Genomic DNA, 15,165 nt, shown 5'->3' on the forward strand with positions numbered 1-15,165 from the left:
GGCGGGCAGGCGTCACCGTCAAATCGGTGGATTCTTTTGCAATGACACTTTTTCAGGGTCATTGCGAGCCCTCTCCTTTTACTAAAGGAGAGGGACGAAGCAATCTCGTAAAAATATCCTTATGACTTCTAAAAAACAAAATTACGTTTATATTTTAACTAACAAAGGTAATACGACTCTATATACAGGCGTCACAGATAATTTAAGAGAGCGTATTATTCAACATAAAACAAAAATTAATCTTCAAAGTTTTAGTTCAAAGTATAACCTTAATAAGTTGGTTTATTATGAAACATATCAAGACATCCGAGAAGCGATTGAACGTGAAAAACAAATTAAAGCAGGTTCAAGACAAAACAAACTCCAGTTTATTAAAAAATATAATCCAGGCTGGAGAGATTTGAGTCTTGAATTGTAGTTGAGGTGTTGATTTACGAGATTGCCACAGTCGCCCGCCGAGTCGGCAGACTCCTCCTCGCAATGACACCACGGAGACGGGATTGCCGCGGTCGTCTGCCGAGTCGGCGGACTCCTCCTCACAATGACACATACTTAAAGTGTCATGCTGAACTCTAGTCCGCCAAATCGGAGGATGTTTCAGCATCTGTTAAAGCAAGAGGTGTCATACTGAACTTGTTTCAGAATCTATTGGTGCTTATGATGTTTCTTTTAGAAAAACGTTTTTTCTGATTCCAGATCCTGAAATAAATTCAGGATGACAGCAAGGTTGACGTGTAGGGTTGCCACGTTTTATTTACAATGACACTCTAGGATTGACAAAATATAAAAAATAACCTAAGATATTATAAAATGTTCATTAATAACAATAGGGAGGAATTGTGGATAAGTATGATAGATGGTATTGGCTTTTCCAGCGATTGATTAGAATTATTTTATTGCCTTGGCGGATCAAAGTTGAAGGCGATTTGCCAAAAGAGGGAGCCTTTGTTGTGATTGCTAACCATCGTAGTCACGCCGATCCGGTTTTAATAGGTGTGAACTTAAATCGTCGGATGTGGTTTTTGGCTAAAAAAGAAATTTTTTCTTGGCCAATTATCGGTTGGCTGGTCAAAAATCTTGATTGGGCGTTGCCAGTTAGAAAAGGGGCAACATTGTCTTCGTTAAAAAAGTCTTTAGAGCTTTTAAAACAAGGCAAGCCAGTTGCTCTTTTCCCTGAAGGTGGCTTAAGGGAGCATCTTGAAGACTTTCAGGGCGGTTTCATTTTTCTGGCTAAAGCTGGAAAAGTGCCAATTATACCAATTGCCGTTTTGGGCGCTGGCGCTTTTTTGCCAAAAGGCAAAATTTTTCCCAGACTGACTCGCATAATCATAAGAGTTGGTGAACCGATTCCGTATGATGAAAGGCAAAGCAAAGAAGAGCTAAAAAAGCTAGCCATGCAAAAAATGGCAGAACTCTTAAGAGATACATCAAGCCAAAATTGATTTTCAGTTTTGGCTTTTTTATTTTTAAGGGGCTTGACAAAATAAGTTAGATATAATAAGATTAATTTAATTAGTTAACAAAAATGCACCTTAAAAACAGGGAGAAAAAATGAGAAAAAACATTGAATCATATGTAGATAAAGATAAAAACATTTTTTACGAGAATATTGGTTTTTGGGGTTGGTTATTAAGATTTCCTTTGGTTTTTTTAATTAATATTTTACCTGGGTTTTTAAGTCGGATAATCTTTACTATTTTTAGTAAAAGAGATAGTGATACGCAAATTGTCTTAAATAACCCAACAAAATATCCAGCCCTAGAAACAATGTATACCTTTAAGGGTAGTGATAGAAGTATTGCTGATTGTTTCTGGCAAAAATTTTTAAGAAACGCCATGGCAATTAGAAATAGACTAAAACTAACCAAAAAAGAAATCAGTTTAATAATAAAGCAGGTTTATCTACATAAACGGAATATAAATATTGTTAGTTTGGGTAGCGGAAGTGCTCGTGCTGTTATAGAAGCTTTAGCAGAAATAGATTTAAATTTAGACGTTAGAGCCAATTTCATTGATCTTAGTAGAGATGCTATAAATTTTAGTAAGGAATTGGCTTCGGAAAAAGGAATCACAAGTTTAAATTTACAATGGCATAGATCGCGAGCCGAAAATGTTTCAAAAATTTGTAATGGGTTTCAGCCAGATATAGTTGAAATGGTTGGTCTTCTAGACTATTATCCTTTCGACGAAGCTGTTGAGTTAATTCGTGCAATTTATGAAACATTACCCGATGGTGGGCATTTAATAACCTGTAATATTTCTCCTAATATTGAAAGAGCTTTTGTAACAAAAGCTCTCAGATGGCCGATGATTTATCGTGAGCCTAAGGAAATAAGAGATATTCTTGTTTCTGCGGGTTTTTCCATTGATAGAGTTAACATCTTATATGAACCTCTTGGAGTGCACGGTTTAGCCATAGCAATAAAATGAATTGATTGACCTCTAGAAATATGTTAAAATATATCTAGAGGTTTTTTTATATTTTATTTAAAATTTAATAAAAATATTTTTATGAATATTTATGCCTTAATGGCTTTATTGAATGCTTTGGTTAGCACAATTCTCGGAATATTTGTATATAGTAGAAAGAAAAAGACTTTAAACAAAAGGTTTGTTTATGTTTGTTTGGTTGCTGCTGTTTGGAGTTATTCTTATTTTATATGGCAAATTTCTACCACTGAAAAATTGGCTCTTTTTTGGTCTAGGGCATTAATGATGGGTGCTATTTTTTTGCCGGTAGTTTACTTACATTTTGTTTCTGAATTAATAGGAGAAACAAAAAAAAGAAAAGGGGTGATTATTTTTGGCTATATACTTTTTTCTTTATTTTTTTTATTGAATTTTACGCCTCTTTTTGTAGAGAGTGTTGGTCCTAAATTAAATTTTGACTTTTGGCCAAATGCAGGCATTTTTTATTCACCATTTTTATTTTTTTGGTTTTGTTATGCTTTATATACAATTTTTTTATTATTTAAAGGATATAAATATAATAGAGGGATTAAGCAAATACAAATAAAGTATACACTGATTGGTATAACAGTTGGTTATTTGGGCGGACTTACAAATTTTTTCTTATGGTATGATATACCAATTAATCCTTTTGGAAATTGGACAACTTCTTTTTATCTTATATTAGCGGCATACGCCATCATCCGCTATCGTTTTATGGACATCCGCGTAGTCATCAAAAAAACTACAGTCTATGGTTTATCTATCATCTCAGCTGGTGGTTTGGGAGTCTTGATCATGTGGTTATTAAATAGTTTTTTTGGTCATCAGGTAAATGGTTTATTTCTACTTTTAAATACCCTAGCCATTTTAGTGGTTATGGGTGTTTTTATACCCTTAGTTTCATTTTTTGAAAAACTAGCCAATAAATATTTTTTTGCTACTTTATACAATGAGCAACGCAAGCTAGAACAAGTTATCAATGAACTACCTAAAACTTTTTATTTAAATGATACGGTCAATTTAGTTTTTAATACTATTTATGAAACATTGCATGTTGATAAAATCGTTGTTTTAGCTAAGGAACCGGATGAAGAAAGATTTAAAATTTTAAAAGAATCTGAAGAATGTCAGAAAATAAATTGTGGTCAGGTGATTAATGATCCCTTGCGTTTGTTATTTAAAAAACTTAAGAAAACTTTAATATTTCAAGAGGTTAAGTCCTTGCCGATAGAAGACAAAGAAAGGGATATGATTCTGGATTATACTCAAAAAACCGGCGTTATTTTGGCTTTACCCTTGATGAGTAAAGGAGAAGTTTTTGGGGCAATTTTATTGGGCGAAAAAGCTTCAGGTGATGCTTATTCAGTTCAAGATATTCGTTTGTTAGAAAATTTAGCTAATCAGGCTTCAATTACTATTGAAAATGCTTTGTTATTTAGAAAAACAGAAAGGTTTGCCGAAGAATTACAGACTAAAGTTAAACAGGCCACCAAAGAATTACGCGTGGCCAATAAAGAGCTAAGACAACTTGATGAAGCCAAGTCGGAATTCTTACGAATAGTGTCTCATCAGTTACGGACGCCGATGACCGCTTTGCGTTGGTATTCAAAAGGATTGTTAGAAGGTCAATATGGTCCAGTTGAAAATGAAAAACAAAAAGAAACTATCACAGACATTTATGATGGTACGGTGCGCCAAATTAAATTAATTGGCAGCTTTTTAGACGTGGCGCATATTGAAGTTGGTAAATTAACATTAAAAAAAGAAAAGGGTCGCGTGGAAGATCTTATCAAAAGCGTCATCAAAGAGTTGATGGTGTTTGCCGATAAGTCGGGGTTATTTGTTAAATTTAACCAACCTAAAGTTTTAACTCCAGAATTTGAATTTGATCAAGAAAAAATACGTGAAGTTATCACTAATTTAATTGACAATGCCATTAAATATACTCCCAAGGGTGGTATTACTGTGGATTTGAGTTATAATAATAAAGATGAGATTATTAATATTTCGGTTAAGGATACGGGCGTTGGGTTTAGTAAAAAAGATAAAGAAAAATTATTTAACAAATTTTCTAGATTAAACACTAGTCAGATTTATCCTTGGGGTTCGGGCTTAGGTTTGTATGTTTGTAAACGTTTATTAGAAGCCCAAGGTGGGGAGATTCAAGCTGATTCACCAGGCGAAGGCAAGGGTTCAACCTTTTCATTTACTTTGCCAGTCCATCAACCCGAAAGCGAATTAAAAAGTATGGTGTCGGCTGGGTCGAGTTTGAGAGAGTGAGTATAAATTTAATATTAAACCCCGTCATTCTGGAGGGAGTCCGCCTAGGGCGGACGACCGATAGAATCCCGTAGAATTTGCCGAGAATGTTTTAAAATGTTGATTTGTTATCTCACGGGATCCTATCGCTTTGCTCACTATGTTCGCTCCGCTCCAGGATGACATATATTAATAAAATTATAACTTAATATTTAACTATCAAAATTATGTCTAAACAAATTTCCGAGCAAGAAATTTTAAATGCTCGCGTCTTAATTATCGAAGACGACGTTTCTTTGTTAAAATTTTATCAACAACGTTTTGAGGCTGATGGGTTTAAAAACGTTGACACAGCTATGTACGGTGAAGAAGGGATTGAAAAAATTGAGCAACAAAAACCAGATATTATTTTATTAGATTTAATTTTACCCAAGATGAATGGTTTTGCGGTTTTAGAAAAAATAAAAGAAAGAAAAGAAACTGCTCAGATCCCGGTTTTAGTTACCACAAATTTAGCTCACGACGAAGACAAGCAAAGAGCCGAAATTTTAAAAGCGGATGAATATTTAATTAAATCTGATTATGATCCAGATCAGATTGTCAGTAAGGTAAAAAAATATTTGGCGGAATATTTGGGGAATAAGTAGAGTTGTTAATCTTAGATTTTATTTATCGATAAATTAACAACAAAATCTCATTCTGAACTTAAAATTGTCATTCTGAACTTGTTTCAGAATCTATTGGTGCTTATGACATCTCTTTTGTAAAAACGTTTTTTCTGATTTTAGATCCCTGAACTGAATTCAGGGCAGGCTCTGAAATAAATTCAGGATGACAACTCAAAATTTTAGGATAACAGATGTTGAGTATTTTTATATTAAATTCTTGAATAAATTTAAATAAATTAATTTTAGATTAAAAAATACTTAGTAATTTATAAATATGGCTGAAAAATATAAAAAAGCAATGTTGGTGATCATGGATGGAGTGGGCATTTCGGAAGAAACCAAAGGCAATGCCGTCAAAAAAGCCAAAACGCCCTTTTGGGATAATTTATGGCGTGATTATCCACATGGCGTCTTACAAGCCTCAGGTGAGGCTGTGGGTTTGAATTGGGGTGAAATGGGAGGCTCGGAAGTTGGCCATATGAATATTGGCTCGGGGCGGGTGGTTTATCAAAGTTTACCTAGAATCAATCGGGCAATTATGGATGGAACTTTTTTTACCAATGAAGCTTTGATGCAAGCCATAGCGCATGCTAAAAAGTATGAATCAAAAATTCATTTGATAGGTTTATTGAGTCCAGGTGGGGTGCACAGTACTATCGAACATTTGCATGCTCTATTAAGATTTTTAAAGCAAAGTAAAATTAAAAAAGATGATGTGTGTGTGCATGGTTTTACTGATGGTCGGGATGCACCATCAGACAGTGGTTTGATGTTTTTGCGTAAATTGGAGGACATGTTTAAAGAAGTTAAAATTGGTAAATTAGTTTCATTAATTGGACGTTATTATGCTATGGATAGAGACGAGCGTTGGGAAAGAACCGTTCAAGCTTACAATTTATTAGTTCAAGCTCAAGGTGAAATGTTTAAGACAGGCGAAGAGGCTTTAAAAAAATCTTATGAACAAAAAATTACGGATGAATTTGTGACAGCCAAAGTGATTGCTAAAAAAGAAAAAGATATCATTAAGATTGAAAAAAATGATGTGGTTATTTTTTACAATTTTCGAGCTGACCGCGCTCGACAATTAACCAAAGCTTTTGTTTCAGATGATTTTAAGGGATTTGAAAGATCTAAAATTTCTAATTTATTTTTTGTAACCATGATGAAATATGATGATAATTTGCCAGTCAATGTGGTTTTTGAGCCTCAAATTGTTAAAGAAACATTAGCTGAAGTTGTCTCTCGAGCTGGTTTAAAACAATTGCATATTGCTGAAACTGAAAAATTTCCTCATGTGACTTTTTTCTTTAATGGTGGTCAGCATCAACCTTTTAAAAATGAAGATCAAGTTAAAATTCCTTCGCCTCGAGTAGCAACTTATGATTTAAAGCCAGAAATGTCAGCCGACAAAGTGACAGAAAAAATAATTCAGGCAATTAAAAAAGACGATTATAGCTTTATAGTGGTAAACTATGCCAATGGTGATATGGTTGGCCATACAGCTGATTTTAAAGCTACAGTCAAGGCTTTGGAATTTTTAGATAAGTGTCTTAGCCAGTTAATCCCAGTCGCTCAGGCTCATGAGTTTAAAATATTTTTTACAGCTGATCATGGTAATTGTGAAGAAATGATTAGTTTACAAAGTGGCAAAAAATTAGCTGAACATTCTAATAATCCAGTACCTTTTGTGGTCGTCGATGAAGATAAAAAACCTCAATTGGGTGAAGATAATGTGATAGAACAGGGCGTTTTAGCTGACGTGGCACCAACCATTTTAAATATTATGGGTCTAAAAGTGCCAGAAGAAATGACCGGCCGAAATTTATTGGTCAAAAGAAAATCCGACGAGATTCCAGAAGTGATGTAGTTGACATTTTTTTTAAAATATGCTAATATAAAAGATAAGATAATTTATTTAAAAATAATCTATGTTTAAACATCGCGAAGGCGAACCATCGCCAGAAAATTTATCAGCAATAGATGTTTTAGGCCGAGAGGCTATTTATAAAATTTTAAATAATCCCGATGTGACTCAGGAGCAGGATGAATATAAGCGCCAGCAAAAGGTGGCTTATTATATTTTTCAAGAAAGAATGAACAGAGGATTGGAAGTTAAAAATATTGATAACCAATTTGGCAAATTTAATTCAGCCAGTGATCAAGCCTATCAGGAGTGGGATTGGTTGGAAGCCGGTAAATTATTAACCGAGCAACACAATTTTACGAATCAATCGGAAGAGGATATATTAAATGCGTCAGAAGGAAAAATTAATGATATTTTGGCAGAATTGTCGACTGAGAATTTAGAAGACATGACGAGTGATGAATTAGACCAAATTATTAAAAACTTAGATTCTGAATCATCTCAACCGCCAGAAAAGATTGAATCACCTAAAACAACTGAATCGGTGATAGAGCCTTCTCCTGATAAAATAGATGTTGGCGAATTAGATTTGGAACCAAAATTTGATCCAATTGAGGTGGCTTCAGAAAAAAAATTAGTTTCAACACAAGAAATAGAAGAATCAAATTTACCCATTAAAGATATAAAATTAGATCAAAAGGAAGAAGAAATAATTCCATTTGTCGAAGTTAAACCCAATATAGATAAATTATTTGAGGCGTATGAAAGATTTTTAAGTCAGCCCGATTATAAACTAAAAAGCTATTTAAATTTTTTAAGTTATTTAAAAAATCAAGAAGACCAAACTCAAAATTATTTTGGTTTTTCTTATGAAGAAGTCGGGGATAGAATGAGTGTTTTAAGACAACGAGCAGGTGTGCCAGAAAATCCTTACGATATGGAACCAAATTTAATTAAACCAGAAACAGGGGCAGAGAAAAAATCAGAAATTTCCAAAGAAGAAAATGTTCAAAAAATTGAATCATCTGAAGATCAAGAAAAAACCATAGCTGACAAAGTTGATACTTTTTTAACTCAGATGTATGAATTAAACCATCCGGATTTAAAAAATTTAGAAAAATTCAAAAAAAGCGATAAAACTTTAATTGGTTTATATCGTTTTTTGGGTGGACAAAACAAAAATGATAAAACCATAGATAACATTAGAGAAAAATTGATAAATTTTACAAAAAGCACTGGCAAAGATTTCGGTGACGAATTGACTCCGCAAGAAATTAAACAATTAAATTTAGAATCTGCGCAGGAATTGCAGTATAAAATTATCAAAGAAACCGAAAAATTAATGACTGAGTTTGGGCAAGATGGTTTTATTATTGATACGCCTCGGGGCAAAGCTGTGATAGATATTGGTCGTCGCATGGCTTCACAAATGACAGGGGCAATGGCTTATGGTTGTGATGTGTATATTAATTATAATCCAGTCAAACAAAATATTTATATAGAACAAACCTCAACCGATCAGCCCCTTGAAAAAAATTTAGATAGCACAGAGGTGGTGGCGAATGGTCGAAAAATGATTAAACCAGCTCTTGATCGTTATGAGCCGGTTACGACTGACAATATAATGTTAGCAAACTTAGAAACAGTTTTAAGCAGTATAGCCGGTCAAGATTTTAAATCAACTGGTAAGTTAAAAGAATATATTGAGCAGGAAAATTTATCGCTCGAAACTCCAAAAATCGAAGGGGTTAAAATTGAAGAAGTTAATCAAGAAAAACTGGAATATAGAATTAAGGCTAGAAATTCAGCTGGCATATATAAAACGGGTATAGTTATTTTTCCGCCAACAACAGAATATAATCCAGGGCAGACCTATGATGTTAAAATTGTTCAAGATACTCATCCGGGCGAGAAAAAAGGTGTTTATTTTTTAAAAGTTTTAACACCAAAAGAAAATAAAGTCTTTGAATCGTTGGATAAAATAGCCGACGAGTTAGAAAGGGAAATTAAGTCCGAACAGCCCAAAAAATCAGAAGAAAAACCTAAGGAAAGAAAAATTAAAGAGGAAGATTCTGAGGTCGCAAAAATGAGATTTAAAAATTATAAACGTCAAAAAAGACAACCAGTGACTGAGACTAAATCACACAATGGCAGATCTAATAAAAAAGAACGGCCATCTTCAACTTCAAGAAAACAAAAAAAATCGACCGGTGGCCGGCAAGAAGTTAGTGCAACTGGTTTTAATATGAAAGATGTTTTAGGCAAAAATGTTAAATTATAATCAATATTTAATTCAATGTTAAAAAAAATTCAGCAAGTCAAAAATTTAAAAAATAAAACAGTTTTATTAAGAACTGATTTTAACGTACCATTAAAAAATGGTCGAGTTGAAGATGATTATCGAATTGCAATGAGCTTACCAACGATTCAGTATTTAATTAAAAAACAAGCTAAAATAGTTTTAGTTTCTCACTTGGGTCGACCTGATGGTCAAATTAAACCTGAATTAAGTTTACAGCCGACGGCTAAAAAATTGTCTCAACTTTTAAAACAACCAGTTTTTTTTATTAATCAAAATATTGGTCAAGAAGTTAAAAATAAAATTAAAGAATTAAAGCCAGGTCAAATTTTAGTTATAGAAAATATTCGTTTTCAACCGCGCGAAGAAAAAAATTGTCAACGTTTAGCCAAGCAATTAGCTAGTTTAGCTGATATATATGTAAACGACGCTTTTGCCGTGTCTCATCGAGCAAATTCATCAGTCAGCGCGATTACACAATATTTACCAAGTTATGCCGGTTTATTGATGCAAGACGAAATTCAAAATTTAAATCAAGCTTTAAAACCACAACATCCGGCGGTGGCTATTCTAGGCGGAGCCAAGATTTCAACCAAAATTAAATTAATTGATAATTTATTAACTAAGTTTGATAAGGTTTTATTAGGTGGCGCTTTGGTCAATAATTTTATTCAAGCAGTTGGTTATGAAGTTGGTCAGTCAATAGTTGATACAGATTATCAAGTTAAAATGAATAAATATGATTCTAAAAAATTAATTTTGCCGATTGATGTTAAAGTTAAAACTGCCAACAATCGAGCGATAATTAAATATATTAATGAGGTTGGTAAAACAGATAAAATTTTAGATTTAGGACCTAAAACAGTGGAAAATTTTAAAAAAGATATTCAAAAAGCTAAAACCATTGTGTGGAATGGGCCATTAGGTTATTTTGAAGATATCAGATTTAAACAAGCTAGTCAGGAAATTGTTAAAGCCATTTTAAAAAATAAATCAGCTCATATCATTATTGGCGGGGGAGAAACAGTTTCATTATTAGAATCAAAGCAAAACACATCAAAAATTTTCATTTCAACTGGTGGCGGAGCTATGCTTGAATTTTTAGAGGGCAAGGTTTTACCAGGTATTAAGCCTTTAATAAAATAAATTTTCTTATTTAATTTAAAGAAACGTTCCTAACTGGGCGTTTTTTTATTTATCAAAACATGTTATAATAAATGAATAATTACTAAATTAAAAACACATGGCAAAAAATAACAAAATTACTCAAATTAAAGCCTTGGAAATTTTAGATTCTAGGGGCAATCCGACTGTTCAAGTCACTGTTTTTAGCGGTAAAGAAAAGGCCCGGGCTTGTGTGCCTTCTGGTGCCTCAACTGGTATACATGAAGCCGTTGAATTAAGAGATGGCGACAAAAAACGTTATCATGGCAAAGGCGTAACCAAAGTGATTAAAAATATTGAAACCAAAATAGCGCCTAAATTAAAAAATAAATCTTTAGATCAAATAGATAAGATTTTACTTGAATTAGATAAAACAGACAATAAATCCCAACTCGGCGCTAATGCTATTTTGGGTATATCTTTAGCTAGTGCACGTTTATCCGCTAGACTTAAAAATAAAACTTTATATCAATATATCAACCAGGTTTATAAATTTAAAAATAAAACTACACTACCCATACCAATGTTTAATGTTATCAATGGTGGTCAGCACGCTGATTCTGGTTTAGATGTTCAGGAATTTATGTTGGTGCCAGCTGGTATTAAAAAATATCATTTACAACTTAGAGCTGGCAGTGAAATTTTTCATACTCTAAAAAAGGTTTTAGCTAATCAAAATTTAAGAACAGCGGTCGGTGATGAGGGTGGTTTTGCACCTAAAATTAAAACCAATACTCAAGCTTTAGATATTTTAGTTACTGCAATTAAACAGGCCGGTTATCGACCGGGTAAAGACATTTTTATTGCTTTAGATGTGGCAGCTTCAGCTTTTTATCAAAACGATAAATATAGTTTTGAAGGCAAAAAAATTTATAGTGGTGATTTAATAGAGATTTATACCCAATGGTTAAAAAAATATCCGATTATTTCCATTGAAGACGGTTTAGCTGAAGATGATTGGACGGGTTGGCATTTATTAACGCAAAAATTAACTAAAAAATCTATGTTGGTTGGTGATGATATTTTTACCACGAATGTAGATAGATTAAAACACGGTTTTGAAATGAATGTGGCCAATTCAATTTTAATTAAACCTAATCAGATTGGTACACTTAAAGAGACCATTGAGTGTATTCAATTAGCTCAAAAAAATAATTATAAAGTTGTTATTTCGCATCGTTCAGGAGAAACAACAGACCCATTTATTGCTGATTTGGCGGTGGCTAGTGGAGCGGAATTTATTAAAACTGGTGCGCCTAATCGAGGTGAGCGAGTAGCTAAATATAATCGTTTATTAGAAATAGAGTTTAATTATTAATTTTTTTATTGTGCAAATCGTAAAATCAAAATTATCAAAAGCGGTTTTAATTATTCTGGATGGTTGGGGAATTGCTCCAGCCGGTCTGGGCAACGCCATTAGTTTAGCTAAAACACCGACGATGGATCAAATTAGTCGTGATTTTCCTTATACACAACTCATAGCGCATGGTCAACGGGTAGGCTTGCCTGACAATCAAGATGGTAACTCCGAAGCGGGGCACATGAATATTGGCGCTGGTCGAATAGTTAAACAAGATGCCGTTTATATCAATCGGGCAATTAAGGATAAAACTTTTTTTAAGAATACAGCCTTCAAAGAAGCTTTAAAGCACTTAAAAAAATATAAAACTCGTTGTCATATTATGGGTTTATTATCTGCTTCAGAGAGCGCCCATGCTGACCCGGGTCATTTAAAAGCTTTATTAGAATTAGTACGGCAGAATAAAGTTAAAAATACTTTTTTACATTTATTTACTGACGGACGTGATTCGTCACAACATGAAGCCTTAAATTTAATAAAAAAGTTAGAAAAAGAATTAAAGCCTAACGAACAAATTGCCTCGATTACTGGACGTTATTATGCTATGGATCGTAAAAAAAATTGGCATAATATTAAGTTAGTCTATAATGCTTTAGTTTTAGGTCGGGGAGATAGGGTGCATAATTCTCAAGAGGCTATTACGAAAGCTTATAATCGGGAGCAAACAGACGAGTATATTTTGCCAAGTGTAATTGTTAAGCGTAATAAACCATTGGGTTTAATTCAAGATGATGATATTATTATCTTCTTTAATTTAAGGTCAGATCGTGCTCGTGAATTAACAAAAACTTTTGTTCAGCCGAACTTTGAGGAAATTAATCCACACAGTTTTAAGCGCCAAAGAATTGCTCGCAATATCCGTTTTGTAGCGATGACTGATTTTGGTCCAGATTTGCCATATATTCTAACTGCTTTTCCGAGTCGTGATTTACAAAAAACTTTGCCAGTATTATTAAAAAACAAAAAGCAACTTTATTTAGCTGAAGCTGAAAAATATTCACATATGACTTATTTTTTCAATGGCGGCTATGCCGAGCCAGTAGCTGGAGAAAAAAGAGTTAGAATCGCTTCGCCAGATGTATCAAGCTATGACCAACGGCCAGAGATGAGCGCTTTTGAGATTAAGGATTATTTAATTCAAGTTATGAAAAAAAATATCTATGATTTCACGGCTGTCAATTTTGCCAATCCAGACATGGTGGGTCATACGGGCAATTTGCAGGCAGGGGTTAAAGCTGTTGAGAGTGTGGATAAGTGTTTAAAAGATATTATTAAACAAGCCTTGAAACAAAATGTAAGTTTAATTATTACCGCCGATCACGGTAACATTGAGGAAATGATAAATTTAGAAACGGGTGAAATTGACACAAAACATTCGATTAATCCAGTACCGTTTATTTTAGTTGATAAAAATTTTAAGAAAAAAAAGTTAAATGCTGGTATTTTAGCCGATATTGCGCCAACACTTTTAAATATTATGCATGTCGAACAACCCAAATTAATGACCGGGAAAAATTTATTAATATAGTTTATGAATAAAAAAATAAATAATTTTGTAAGTTTAATTATTTTAGATGGTTGGGGTATAGCTCCTGATTCTAGGGGGAATGCGATTAGTTTAGCGCAAACACCTAATTTTGATTATTTACTAGCAAATTATAAAACTTTGACTTTAAATGCAGCTGGCGAAGATGTGGGTTTATTAAATGGTCAACCAAGCACAGCCGAGTATAGCTATTTAAATATTGGCGCTGGAAGGAAAATTTATCAACCACTGATCGAAATTGATAACGCTATTAATAATAAATCGTTTTTTGTTCACAAAATTTTACGTAAAGCTTTTTTAGATATAAAAAAAAACAATCAGACGTTGCATTTGATTGGTGTTATTTCAGCACAAAGAAAAATTAGTTCTTTAGATCACTTATATGCTTTATTAATCATGGCCCAGAAAATAGGTTTGGCTAAAGTTAATTTGCATTTAATTTTAGATTTTTATCAAGCTGAACAAGAGAATGCTCTGCAATTAATTGATCAAATTCAAACCGAATTAAATATGTTAGGTTTAGGTCAAATTTGTTCAATAAGTGGTCGAAATTATGCTTTAAATGACAATAAGGAATGGGGAAAAACTAAAAAAATTTATACGACCATTTTTGAAGGCAAAAGTGAAAAAGTTTACAATCGAGTTGATAAAGCTATTAATAGTTTCTATGCTCAAGATATTTTTGATGAAAACATACCGCCATTGATTATTGGTGATTATGATGGTGTCCAGGATGGGGATGGGGTCGTATTTTTTAATTTTAATCCACAGGGTTTATATCAATTAGGGAGAGCTATCTGTCAGTCTAATTTTAATTTGTTTCAACGTAATCATTTTTTTAAAAAAATTAATTTAGTTACTTTAACCAACTATGGAAGCGAATTCAAGGCTAAAATAGTTTTTGATCGATCGGAAATAAAAAATACTCTAGGCGAAATTATTAGCCGACAAGGTTTAAAACAATTACATTTGACCGAGACGGAAAAATATATTTATACAACGTATTTTTTAAATGGTCGGCGCTTAGAACCTTTTAATAACGAAACAGATATAGCCGTTACCTCACCTTATTTGGATGACTATCAACAAAATCCACAAATGTCAGCCGTTAAAATAGCCAAAAAAATAGCTAGTTTGATTTTGGAAAATACTTATGATTTTATAGCTATAAGTTTAGTTAATGCTGATATGGTGGGACATAGTGGTAATTTAGAGGCGACAATTAAAGCGATTGAAGCGATTGATCGAGCCTTGGGGATTTTGGTTGAAATTATTCAATCACAAAGGGGTCGAGCTATTATTCTTGGTAGTCACGGCAACGCCGAAGAAATGATTAAATTACAAACTGGCCAAATTGATCAAGAACATTCTTTAAATCCAGTCCCAATGATTTTTTTAGGTGCTGATTGGAAAAGGGATGATAGTTTAGTTAATTTATTGGATTTAAGTTTAATTCAACCAGCTGGTATTTTGGCTGATGTCGCGCCAACAATTTTAAAAATTATGGGAATTAAAACACCCCAAGAAATGACCGGCCATTCTTTAATTTAATTT

At 33.1% G+C, this 15,165-nt stretch carries 11 protein-coding genes; all 11 read left to right on the forward strand.

All coding sequences use genetic code 11. The features are described 5' to 3' along the window. Positions 1–121: 121 nt before the first annotated feature. The 11 genes from PHS07_01550 to gpmI (PHS07_01600) all read left to right on the forward strand — a co-directional run bounded on the left by PHS07_01550 (position 122) and on the right by gpmI (PHS07_01600) (position 15,162). A complete protein-coding gene (locus PHS07_01550; protein MDD4607011.1) occupies positions 122–418 on the forward strand; it encodes a GIY-YIG nuclease family protein in 297 nt (98 codons plus the stop codon). A 421-nt stretch (positions 419–839) separates the two neighbouring features. Then, positions 840–1,442, forward strand: coding sequence for a lysophospholipid acyltransferase family protein (locus tag PHS07_01555; protein ID MDD4607012.1), 603 nt, complete (start codon positions 840–842; stop codon positions 1,440–1,442). Positions 1,443–1,551: 109 nt separating this feature from the next. Next, positions 1,552–2,430, forward strand: coding sequence for a class I SAM-dependent methyltransferase (locus tag PHS07_01560; protein ID MDD4607013.1), 879 nt, complete (start codon positions 1,552–1,554; stop codon positions 2,428–2,430). An 81-nt stretch (positions 2,431–2,511) separates the two neighbouring features. Continuing rightward, positions 2,512–4,731, forward strand: a complete 2,220-nt coding sequence (locus tag PHS07_01565) for an ATP-binding protein (GenBank protein MDD4607014.1) — start codon at positions 2,512–2,514, stop codon at positions 4,729–4,731. 206 nt (positions 4,732–4,937) lie between these two features. Next, the gene (locus tag PHS07_01570) at positions 4,938–5,357 is read left to right on the forward strand and encodes a response regulator (protein MDD4607015.1); all 420 of its coding nucleotides are present in this window, start codon (positions 4,938–4,940) and stop codon (positions 5,355–5,357) included. A gap of 295 nt (positions 5,358–5,652) precedes the next feature. Continuing rightward, positions 5,653–7,245, forward strand: coding sequence for a 2,3-bisphosphoglycerate-independent phosphoglycerate mutase (gpmI, locus tag PHS07_01575; protein ID MDD4607016.1), 1,593 nt, complete (start codon positions 5,653–5,655; stop codon positions 7,243–7,245). Positions 7,246–7,306: 61 nt separating this feature from the next. Continuing rightward, positions 7,307–9,523, forward strand: a complete 2,217-nt coding sequence (locus tag PHS07_01580; GenBank protein ID MDD4607017.1) for a hypothetical protein — start codon at positions 7,307–7,309, stop codon at positions 9,521–9,523. Between the two features lie 15 nt (positions 9,524–9,538). Continuing rightward, entirely contained in the window at positions 9,539–10,687 is a 1,149-nt protein-coding gene (locus tag PHS07_01585; GenBank protein MDD4607018.1) for a phosphoglycerate kinase, read from the forward strand. A 97-nt stretch (positions 10,688–10,784) separates the two neighbouring features. Continuing rightward, positions 10,785–12,023: a phosphopyruvate hydratase gene (gene eno, locus PHS07_01590; protein ID MDD4607019.1), complete on the forward strand. Its 1,239-nt coding sequence runs from the start codon at positions 10,785–10,787 to the stop codon at positions 12,021–12,023. A gap of 10 nt (positions 12,024–12,033) precedes the next feature. After that, positions 12,034–13,593 (forward strand): 2,3-bisphosphoglycerate-independent phosphoglycerate mutase, encoded by a 1,560-nt coding sequence (gene gpmI, locus PHS07_01595; GenBank protein ID MDD4607020.1) that lies wholly within the window; start codon positions 12,034–12,036, stop codon positions 13,591–13,593. A 3-nt stretch (positions 13,594–13,596) separates the two neighbouring features. Beyond that, positions 13,597–15,162: a 2,3-bisphosphoglycerate-independent phosphoglycerate mutase gene (gene gpmI / locus PHS07_01600; protein MDD4607021.1), complete on the forward strand. Its 1,566-nt coding sequence runs from the start codon at positions 13,597–13,599 to the stop codon at positions 15,160–15,162. Positions 15,163–15,165 lie beyond the last annotated feature (3 nt).

The organism is Patescibacteria group bacterium, from assembly GCA_028707495.1.
In the GTDB taxonomy this organism is placed as follows: Bacteria; Patescibacteriota; Patescibacteriia; order UBA2591; family JAQWAS01; genus JAQWAS01.

Excerpts from the sequence above, each read along its gene's own strand:
- PHS07_01550 (MDD4607011.1), top strand. The coding sequence starts at position 122 with ATGACTTCTAAAAAACAAAATTACGTTTATATTTTAACTAACAAAGGT.
- PHS07_01585 (MDD4607018.1), top strand. The coding sequence starts at position 9,539 with ATGTTAAAAAAAATTCAGCAAGTCAAAAATTTAAAAAATAAAACAGTT.
- PHS07_01570 (MDD4607015.1), top strand. The coding sequence starts at position 4,938 with ATGTCTAAACAAATTTCCGAGCAAGAAATTTTAAATGCTCGCGTCTTA.
- PHS07_01580 (MDD4607017.1), top strand. The coding sequence starts at position 7,307 with ATGTTTAAACATCGCGAAGGCGAACCATCGCCAGAAAATTTATCAGCA.
- PHS07_01560 (MDD4607013.1), top strand. The coding sequence starts at position 1,552 with ATGAGAAAAAACATTGAATCATATGTAGATAAAGATAAAAACATTTTT.
- gpmI (MDD4607016.1), top strand. The coding sequence starts at position 5,653 with ATGGCTGAAAAATATAAAAAAGCAATGTTGGTGATCATGGATGGAGTG.
- PHS07_01565 (MDD4607014.1), top strand. The coding sequence starts at position 2,512 with ATGAATATTTATGCCTTAATGGCTTTATTGAATGCTTTGGTTAGCACA.
- gpmI (MDD4607021.1), top strand. The coding sequence starts at position 13,597 with ATGAATAAAAAAATAAATAATTTTGTAAGTTTAATTATTTTAGATGGT.
- eno (MDD4607019.1), top strand. The coding sequence starts at position 10,785 with ATGGCAAAAAATAACAAAATTACTCAAATTAAAGCCTTGGAAATTTTA.